6 protein-coding genes and 1 pseudogene are annotated in these 8,241 nt (G+C 69.6%); 6 read left to right on the top strand and 1 reads right to left on the bottom strand.

All coding sequences use genetic code 11. The annotated features are described in order from the left end of the window. Positions 1-142 (top strand): DUF6177 family protein (locus tag AOK23_RS51530; RefSeq protein WP_276205766.1); only part of this gene is annotated, 142 nt, incomplete at its 5' end. Here the strand turns inward: AOK23_RS51530 and AOK23_RS28440 are convergent. Continuing rightward, on the bottom strand, positions 139-684 hold the full coding sequence (locus AOK23_RS28440; protein ID WP_055715478.1) for a hypothetical protein: 546 nt from the start codon (positions 682-684) through the stop codon (positions 139-141). The two genes, AOK23_RS51530 and AOK23_RS28440, sit on opposite strands and share 4 nt — an antisense overlap. A 221-nt stretch (positions 685-905) precedes the next feature. Between AOK23_RS28440 and AOK23_RS28435 the strand changes: the two genes are divergently transcribed. From AOK23_RS28435 to AOK23_RS28415, 5 genes and pseudogenes are all read left to right on the top strand, one after another. Continuing rightward, a complete protein-coding gene (locus tag AOK23_RS28435) occupies positions 906-2,588 on the top strand; it encodes a helix-turn-helix domain-containing protein (protein WP_063791416.1) in 1,683 nt (560 codons plus the stop codon). A gap of 216 nt (positions 2,589-2,804) precedes the next feature. Beyond that, positions 2,805-4,013 carry an ABC transporter substrate-binding protein gene (locus AOK23_RS28430; protein WP_055715476.1) on the top strand — a complete coding sequence of 403 codons (1,209 nt, stop codon included), beginning with the start codon at positions 2,805-2,807 and terminating at the stop codon, positions 4,011-4,013. Positions 4,014-4,045: 32 nt separating this feature from the next. Then, complete coding sequence (locus AOK23_RS28425) at positions 4,046-5,845, top strand: ABC transporter permease (RefSeq protein ID WP_055715475.1); 1,800 nt, start codon at positions 4,046-4,048, stop codon at positions 5,843-5,845. Then, a complete protein-coding gene (locus tag AOK23_RS28420; protein ID WP_055715474.1) occupies positions 5,838-6,965 on the top strand; it encodes an ABC transporter ATP-binding protein in 1,128 nt (375 codons plus the stop codon). Before AOK23_RS28425 ends, AOK23_RS28420 begins: the two co-directional genes overlap by 8 nt. Before the next feature lie 299 nt (positions 6,966-7,264). Then, a pseudogene (locus tag AOK23_RS28415) lies at positions 7,265-8,241 on the top strand (hypothetical protein); the annotation flags it as partial.

The following is an 8,241-nucleotide window of genomic DNA, read 5'->3' as shown; positions in this document are numbered from 1 at the left end:
GCCCCCCACATCCCTCGGCCCGACGACCCGCCCGGCCCTGCACTACCCCCTCGGCGACGGCGAGGACCCGGCGTCCTGGGAACGGCTCCAGAAGCTCACGCAGCACCTGCGGTCGCCGGCGGGCGGGCGGTCAGGGTCCTAGTCCTTGTCCGTCCACCAGTAGGCGCCGCTCTTCGACTTCACGTCGCCGATGTCGGCGCACCAGGTGACGCGCTTGCCGTTGTCGGTGGCGCCCGTGGTGGTGCGGGCGCAGGCGCGTATCCAGCGGCCCTCGACGGTCCCACCGGAGTGGACGAACCACTTGGAGTAGGTCTTCTTGCCCTTCTTGGCCTTGACCTTGCCGCAGGGGCCCTTCCAGTCCTTGCCCTTCTCGTGGCTGATGTCGACCCACACCTCGTCGCCCTTGCGCACCTTCCCGCTGAGCATCGCCGCGGAGTAGTCCTTGCTGGGCTTGATCCCGGTCGAGAGGATCAGTTCACGGCCGTACTTCTTGGTCTTGCCGTCGTTGTACTTGTCGGTGCCCTTGCCCTTGTGGCTCCTGAAGGCGGGCTTGTCCATCTGGTTGTAGTCGCACGTCTTCGCCTTCGTGGCGGTCTCGGCGGCCGCCGCCGTTCCGCCGGCCAGCGTGGTGATGAGCAGGGCGGCCAGGGCAGCAGCCGTCGTTCCGCGTCGGACTCGTGACATGTGATGCGTCCCCGTTCTGTGTCGCGTTCGTTCCGGGCCGTTCTCGCTCACGACCCGGCGAGATCAACTGTGCTGTTCCGTCCAGGGCCGGGACCAGTGATCCCGTGTCCCAAGTCGGCCTGGGACGCGGGCCGTTCGTCCACCTGGTGTGATGCAGACGGTTCGGGACGCGCGTGGAATGCTGAAAGCGCATCGGAGCAAGGCGTCACGGGGGTGAGGGCTTGGACGGGACGCGGGGCGCGCGGGAGTTGGCCGCCGTTCTGGCGAGGCTGAAGACGCGCAGCGGCCTCAGCTACCAGGAGCTGGGGCGGCGGGTCTTCACCAGCAGTTCCACCCTTCACCGGTACTGCACCGGCAAGGGGGTGCCGGGCGACTACGACCTCGTGGTGCGTATCGCCAAGGAGTGCGAGGCCGACGCGGACGAGCTCAACGAGTTGCTGCGGCACTGGAAGGCCGCGACGGAGCAGGAGCAGCGACAGGGACAGGAGCGGGAAGAGGGTCAGGAGCGGGGAGAGGATCAAGGGCGGGAGCAGACGCAGGATCAGAGGGCCGGCCCCTTGAGGGGGTCGAGGGTGGGCCCTGCTCCCGTTCGGCGGCGGTCGCCGGGCACGAGGCTCGTCCTCGCCGTCGTCATGGCGCTGGTGGTGCTCTGCACCGCCGTCGCGAGCGCCCCGCACGAGTCGGCGGCGGTGGCCGTGCCGGCGCCGCTCGGGGCGACGGGCTGGACGCGGGCGCCGCAGCCCGTAGATCCGGAACTGTTCGGTGTGACGATGAACAGCTCCAGCGGAGCCATGCCCTCCTTTCGTACCGGCGCACTGAGACTGTGGGACAGCGAGACCCGCTGGGCACAGCTGGAACCCGCACGCGGGGGCTACGACTGGTCCACGCTCGACCGGCTCCTCGACGGCGCCGACCGGGAGGGCCTGCCCACGCTGTTCGTGTTCGGCGGTACGCCCTCCTGGGCCGCCCCGAACGCCCGGAAGGCCGCGTATCCCGACGGCTCCCGGGCGGCGCCCCCGGACGACCTCGACGACTGGGACGCGTTCGTACGCGCTCTCGTACGCCACGCGGGGGCCCGTATCGACGCGTACGAACTGTGGGTCATGGCGAACCACGACCACCACTACAACGGCAGCGTGACCACACTCGTCGAGATGACCCGTCGGGCGAGCCGCATCATCCGGGAAGCCGACGCGGACGCCACCGTCGTGTGCCCCTCGATCACCGGACTCTGGGAGACCGGGGCACACGAGTTCCTGCTGCGCTTCGCCGCGGCGGGCGGCTACCAGTACTGCGACGCGGCGGGGATCAAGCTCTACCAGCGGCGGATCAGCGACCCGCCGGAGACCATGCTGGAGGCGGTGCGCGATGTCGACCGGACCTTCCACCGGGCGGGCTACCACCTGCCGTTGTGGAACACCGGGACCATCCAGACGCTGCCGCTGAACGATCCTCTGCGGGAGGACACGGCGGCCGACCACGCGGTGCGCTTCTATCTGACGGGCCTGTACGCCCGGAACCGGAACCTGGCCCGCATGTACTTCTACGCGTGGGGCAACGGCGGCATCCCCGTCGTCCTCCAGGCCGAGGGCCGGCCCCCCACCAGGGCCGGTCTGTTCGTCGCCCGCCTCCAGCGGTGGCTGGCCCATGCGGACATCCGCTCCTGCGGCCACGGCCCGCGGAACGCCCTGCCCGAGAACGTCTGGCAGTGCGAGTTCCTCGTTCCCGCCCCCGACGGCACCCGCCGCACGGCCCGCGTCCGCTGGACCCACACGGGCACCGCCGACCTCCCCGTCGGCGCCGGTGCCCGGAGGGTGGAGTACCTCGACGGCACGGCACGCGAGGTCGACCACCGCGACACGGAACGCGTCACGGAGCGGCCGGTACTGATCCGGTACGGCTGAGCGGGTGCGCGGCCGTCCCGTCCGGCGGCTCGCAGCACGCGTCGAAGGCGGCTGTTCTCAGCCATTCATGCCTGCTCAGCGGCGGTGACTCGCGTCACGTACACAACGACCAATACGAGCAGTACGAGCTCTGGCCGGTGAAGGATTTACCGGTCTGACCTGGGTCCCTAACCTCCCGGCAACAGCTGCCAGCAGGCACGCGCCAGGAGGAGAACCATGGCCAGATCCAGCCACTTCGGTACCGGACACATCGCCGAACCCGTCACCGGCACGGCAGTCACGTATCGGCGTCCCGTCCGGCGCCCCTTGGCGGCCGCGGTCGCGGCGACCCTCGCGCTCGGCACCCTGGGCGCCTGCGGCGGCGGGGAGAGCGACGCGCCGAAGGTCGCGGTGAACAAGATCTCCGCGGGCAAGGTGCCGGACTACTACCCGGCCGACTACGCCGACCTGGTCGAGGCGGCGGAGAAGGAGGGCGGCAAGCTCACCGTCTACTCGAACCTCGGCGACGAGAACATGGCGCCGATCGTCCGGGACTTCAAGAAGAAGTACGGCTTCATCAAGACCGTGTCCGTCAACGAGCTGGACAGCGACGAGCTGTTCCAGAAGACGCTCTCCGAGAACGCGGCCGGCTCGTCCCCGGCGGACGTGCTGATCTCCAGCGCGGCGACCGCGTGGGCGGACTTCTCGGCGCGCAAGAACACGGTGCTGGAGTACACGTCGCCGGAGTTGAAGGAGCTGGGTGACAGCGCGCAGCTGCTGCCGAGCGTGTACTCGATGTCGCAGGACCCGATGACCATCGCGTACAACACCTCGCTGATGGAGAAGCCGCCGACGACGCTGACGGACTTCGCGGACATCGTCACGGCCGACGAGGACACGTTCAAGAACAAGGTGACGGTCCGCGACCCGGAGGGCTCGTTCGGTTTCACGGTGACGCGGGCGCTCACCGAGGGCAACCCGGAGGCGTGGGACGACCTGAGGCGGATCCTCCCGCTGAGCCGCCCGGAGACGTCCTCCGGCACCCAGCTGGAGAAGATCGTCTCCGGTGAGTACTCGGCCGGCTTCCTGATCAGCGCCTCCCCCGCGTACCCGGTGGTCGAGGACAGCGCCGGCCTGGTGAAGATCGTCTTCCCGAAGGACGGCACGGTCGTGCTGCCGCGCGGCATCGGCATCGCCGCGGAGGCCCCGCACCCGGCGACCTCGAAGCTCTTCCTGGACTTCGCGCTCTCCGACGAGGGTCAGCGCGCGGTCGCCGAGGGCGGTCTCGCCTCGTACCGCGAGGGCGTGAAGGGCGAGGGCCTGCACACCTACCAGGAGGTCGTGGACGCGGTCGGCGAGGAGAACATCATCCACGTCAAGTACGCGCAGGTCGCCAAGGACGAAGCCGCGGCCTGGCTGGAGCGCTTCGACGGACTGCGCAAGTAGGCGCGGGTCAGGGACGATCGGAGTCAGAGCAGATGTCAACCCTCACCCAGCCGCCCGGCACACCGGGGATGCCGAAAGCGCCCGGGACCCCGGTCGGAGCGTCACCCGCGGAGTCGTTCGCGCCGCCGCGCTACCGGCGCCCGCTCGGAGTCGGGCGGGACACGGTGGTCCAGTACGCGATCCTGGCGTTCCTCGCCGTCCTGGTGCTGGCCCCGATCGTCCCGACCCTCTACCAGAGCATCCGCAACCGCCCGCTCTACGAGGCGGGCGGCGCGTTCACCCTCAGCGGCTACACCGACCTGTTCACCAAGGCCGGCTTCGGTGAAGTCGCCCTGAACACCCTGCTGTTCGCGTCGCTGACCACGGCCCTGAGCCTGGCCATCGCCATCCCCATGGCGATCGTGGTCGTGCGGACCAAGCTGCCCGGCGGGCGGCTGATCGCCCTCGCCATGCAGTGGCCGTTCTTCATCTCGTCGCTGATCCTGGGCTTCGGCTGGATCATCATGTACGGCCCCGCCGGGTTCGTCAGCGTCAAGGTCCAGCAGGTCCTCGGCAGTGTGCCCTGGAACCTGTACTCGATCCCCGGCATGGCGCTCACCGAGGCCGTGGCGCTCGCCCCGATCGCGTACGTCTTCTGCGCCAACGCGCTGCGCCAGTCGGACGCGTCCCTCGAATCGGCGGCCCAGGTGTGCGGGGCGGGCCCCTTCCGGATCCTCGCCCAGGTGATCGTGCCGCTGCTGCGGCCGCCGATCGTCTACAGCGCGATCCTCGTCTTCTCCGTCTCCATCGAGACGCTGAGCGTGCCGCTGCTGTACGGGCAGCCCGTAGACATCGACGTGTTCTCGACGTTCCTGTACCACAACGGACTTCAGTCGGTGGACCCCGACTACACGATGCTGGGCGCCGCCTCCACGGTCATCCTCGTCGTCACCCTGAGCCTGGTCGCCGTGCAGGCGAAGCTGCTGAAGGACGCGGCCCGGTTCGTCTCCGTACGCGGCAAGGTCACCCGGCCGCGGAAGCTGGACCTGGGCTGGCTGAAGTGGGTGAGCATCGCGTTCATCTGGCTGTACGTCGTCGTGGGTGCCCTGATCCCGATCGCGGGCCTGGTGATGCGGTCCTTCACCCTGGTCTTCACACCGCTCCAGTCGCCGCTGCGGACGGTGACGACGAAGAACTACGCGCTGGTCCTCGACTCCGACAACTACGTGCAGTCGCTGTGGAACAGCCTGATCGTGGCCGGTGTCGGCTCGGTGGTCGTGTCCGCGCTCGCCGTGTGCGCGGTGATGGTGGCCCGGCGCTCCACGTTCCGCTTCGGCCGTGCGGTGGAGTATCTGGCCCTCATCCCGCAGTCGCTGCCCGGCATCATCATCGGTATCGGCTTCTTCTGGGCGTTCGCACTCGCCCCGTTCGGCATGGGGTCCGTCCTCCAGGGGACGATCTACGCCGTCATCATCGCGTTCGGCATGCGGGCCCTGCCCAGCGCGTTCGGGTCGGTCGCCCCCGCGATCATGCAGATCGGCGGGGAGCTGGACAACGCGGCCCGCGTCTCCGGCGCCGACTGGCTGATGACGTTCTTCCGGGTCCTGCGGGCCCTGGTCACCCCGGCGTTCGCCGGAGCCCTCGTCCTCACCTTCGTGATCATGCTCAAGGAGTACTCGCCGGCCGTCTTCCTCAGCTCGGCCGACAACAACATCCTCGGCACCACCATGCTCAGCCTGTGGACGCAGGGCAGGGCCGGGTCCGTCGCCGCTCTGGCCACCCTCCAGATCGGCATCACCGCTGTCTTCGTCGCCCTGGCGGGACTGCTCATGAAGGGAAAGCACCATGCCTGAGGTGACCGTCAAGAACCTGGCGAAGACGTTCGGCGACAACTCCGTCCTGCGTGACGTCACCTTCACCATCAAGGACGGCGAGTTCTTCACGCTCCTCGGTGCGAGCGGCTGCGGCAAGTCGACGACGCTGAACTGCATCGCGGGCCTGGAGCAGCCGACGCAGGGCTCGATCGCGGTGGGTGGCAGGACCTTCGTGGACGCGTCGGCCGGTGTCTTCCTCCCGCCCGAGGAACGCAACCTCGGCATGGTCTTCCAGTCGTACGCCCTGTGGCCGCACATGACCATCGCGAAGAACCTGGCGCTGCCGCTGAACATCCGCAAGGTGCCCAAGGACAGGCAGAAGACCCTCATACACGACGCGCTGGACAAGGTGGGGCTGGCCGCGCTGGCGGGCCGCTACCCGCACCAGCTCTCCGGCGGCCAGCAGCAACGCGTGGCGCTGGCACGGGCGTTGGTGTACTCGCCGACGGTCCTGCTCCTCGACGAGCCGCTGTCCAACCTCGACGCGAAACTGCGCGAGCAGGCCCGCGCCTGGCTGAAGCGGCTCCAGGAGGAGCTGGGCATCACGACGGTGTACGTCACCCACGACCAGGACGAGGCCCTCGCGCTGAGCGACCGGATCGCCGTCATGGAGGGCGGCAACATGATTCAGATCGGCACCCCGCACGAGATCTACGAGCAGCCCGCCGCCCCGGCGGTGGCGGCCTTCGTGGGCCGCTGCAACTTCCTCACCGGCAAGGTGGTCGGACTGGACGGCGTCCGGCACGGCGTACGCCTCGACGCGAGCGGCGAGGTGGTGGCTGTCGACAGCGAACGCCGGGTCGCGGTCGGCGAGTCGGTGACGGTGGCGGTCCGCCCCGAGCGCCTGGAGGTGGTGGCGTCCGCCGAAACCCCGGCGGGCGTCAACCGCCTCACCACCGAGGTCATCACCAGCTCCTACGTCGGCTCCCGCTACGAGTACGACGTCCGCCTCGGCGACCAGGTGGTCCAGGTGCTGAGCGGCAACGGGGGGCTGGCGGGCGAGGTGGCGCTGGTCTTCGCGCCGGGGCAGGCGCTGCTGTACGCGGACAGGGTGGAGCTGTCGGCGGACGAGAGGGAACTGCTGACGGTCGCGAAGTAACCGGGCCCGCCCCGAGGGCGCGACGACCGCCCCGTCTCCCCTTCACGCTCCCCCGAGTGCCCGCGGCGGGCCGCCTCCCCCGGCCTGCCGCGGGAACACCCCTGTGGGGTGGCCCGACCATCACGCCGTGTCGGGGGCCGAAGTTGAAGGATGCACAGGTGAAGGAAGCCGAGCAGTACGGGCTGACGAGCGGGCAGCGGAGGAGCGGAGGACAATGAGAGAAGCGGTGTCCGAGGCCCATGGCCTGCCAGGGGACCAGCCGCCCCCACTTTTTGTTACACCTTCACCTTTTTCGGCTGATGCACTCCACGCGATTCGTCCTGCGAGCGCTGACCGCCCTGCTGATGAGCATCGCGGTCGCGTGGATGCCGACGGCGTTCTCGGGGGCGGGCACGGTGGTGGCCAAGGCGCCCAGTGTCACCCTGGATCCGGGGCAGGGGCCGCCCGGGACCTACGTCAAGGCCCACTACCCGGGTTGCACCGAGCCGAGTTCCGATCCGGACTCCTCGACCGAGGAAACGGTGTCCTACACGATCACCGCCATCGCCTGGAACCGGCAGTACGGGGACGCCCTGATCCACGGTGACAGCTTCACCGTGCCGGCCGACGCCAAGCCGGGCACGTACTCGGTCGAGGTCTACTGCAGCAACAGTGATCGCGAGGGCACGACGTTCACCGTCACCGAGCCCCACGGCGCGCGCCAGGACCTCCTGCTGAAGCCCGACCGCGGTCCCTCCGGGACGTCCGTCGCCGTCACCGGTATCGGATTCAACTGCTCAGCGGTGAGGGTCTCGTGGGACGACGGCAGTTCGCTCGCCCCCGGGCTCAGGCCGGACGGCGAGGGGAACATCTCCGGGACGTTCGCCGTGCCGGAGGGCTCCTCCGCGACGAAGCACACGGTGGAGGCCGTGTGCACGGACTACCCCACCTATCAGGCCACCGCCTCTTTCACGGTGACGGAGGAGGAAGCCAACGGCACGACCGGTACGACGACCGACGGCCAGAACAACGGCGGCACCACCGGGGACACCGGTGACACCACGGGCGGCGGCACCACCGGGGACACGGACGGGGCCACGGACGGGGCCACGGGCGGCGGTACCACCGGCGACACGGACGGGACCACGGGCGGTGGCACCACCGGCGACACGGACGGGACCACGGGCGGGAACAGCACCGGCGACACGACCAGTGGCGGCACGACCGGGGACACCGGTGACACCACGGGCGGGGGCACCACCGGGGACACGGACGGGGCCACGGACGGGGCCACGGG

Source organism: Streptomyces torulosus, from assembly GCF_001419765.1.
GTDB lineage: Bacteria > Actinomycetota > Actinomycetes > Streptomycetales > Streptomycetaceae > Streptomyces > Streptomyces torulosus.
This window is presented reverse-complemented; position numbering and strand designations above follow the sequence as displayed.

What these genes read in the sequence shown, in the direction of transcription:
- AOK23_RS28440 (WP_055715478.1), bottom strand. Translation starts at nt 684, where the DNA reads ATGTCACGAGTCCGACGCGGAACGACGGCTGCTGCCCTGGCCGCCCTG.
- AOK23_RS28430 (WP_055715476.1), top strand. Translation starts at nt 2,805, where the DNA reads ATGGCCAGATCCAGCCACTTCGGTACCGGACACATCGCCGAACCCGTC.
- AOK23_RS28425 (WP_055715475.1), top strand. Translation starts at nt 4,046, where the DNA reads ATGTCAACCCTCACCCAGCCGCCCGGCACACCGGGGATGCCGAAAGCG.
- AOK23_RS28420 (WP_055715474.1), top strand. Translation starts at nt 5,838, where the DNA reads ATGCCTGAGGTGACCGTCAAGAACCTGGCGAAGACGTTCGGCGACAAC.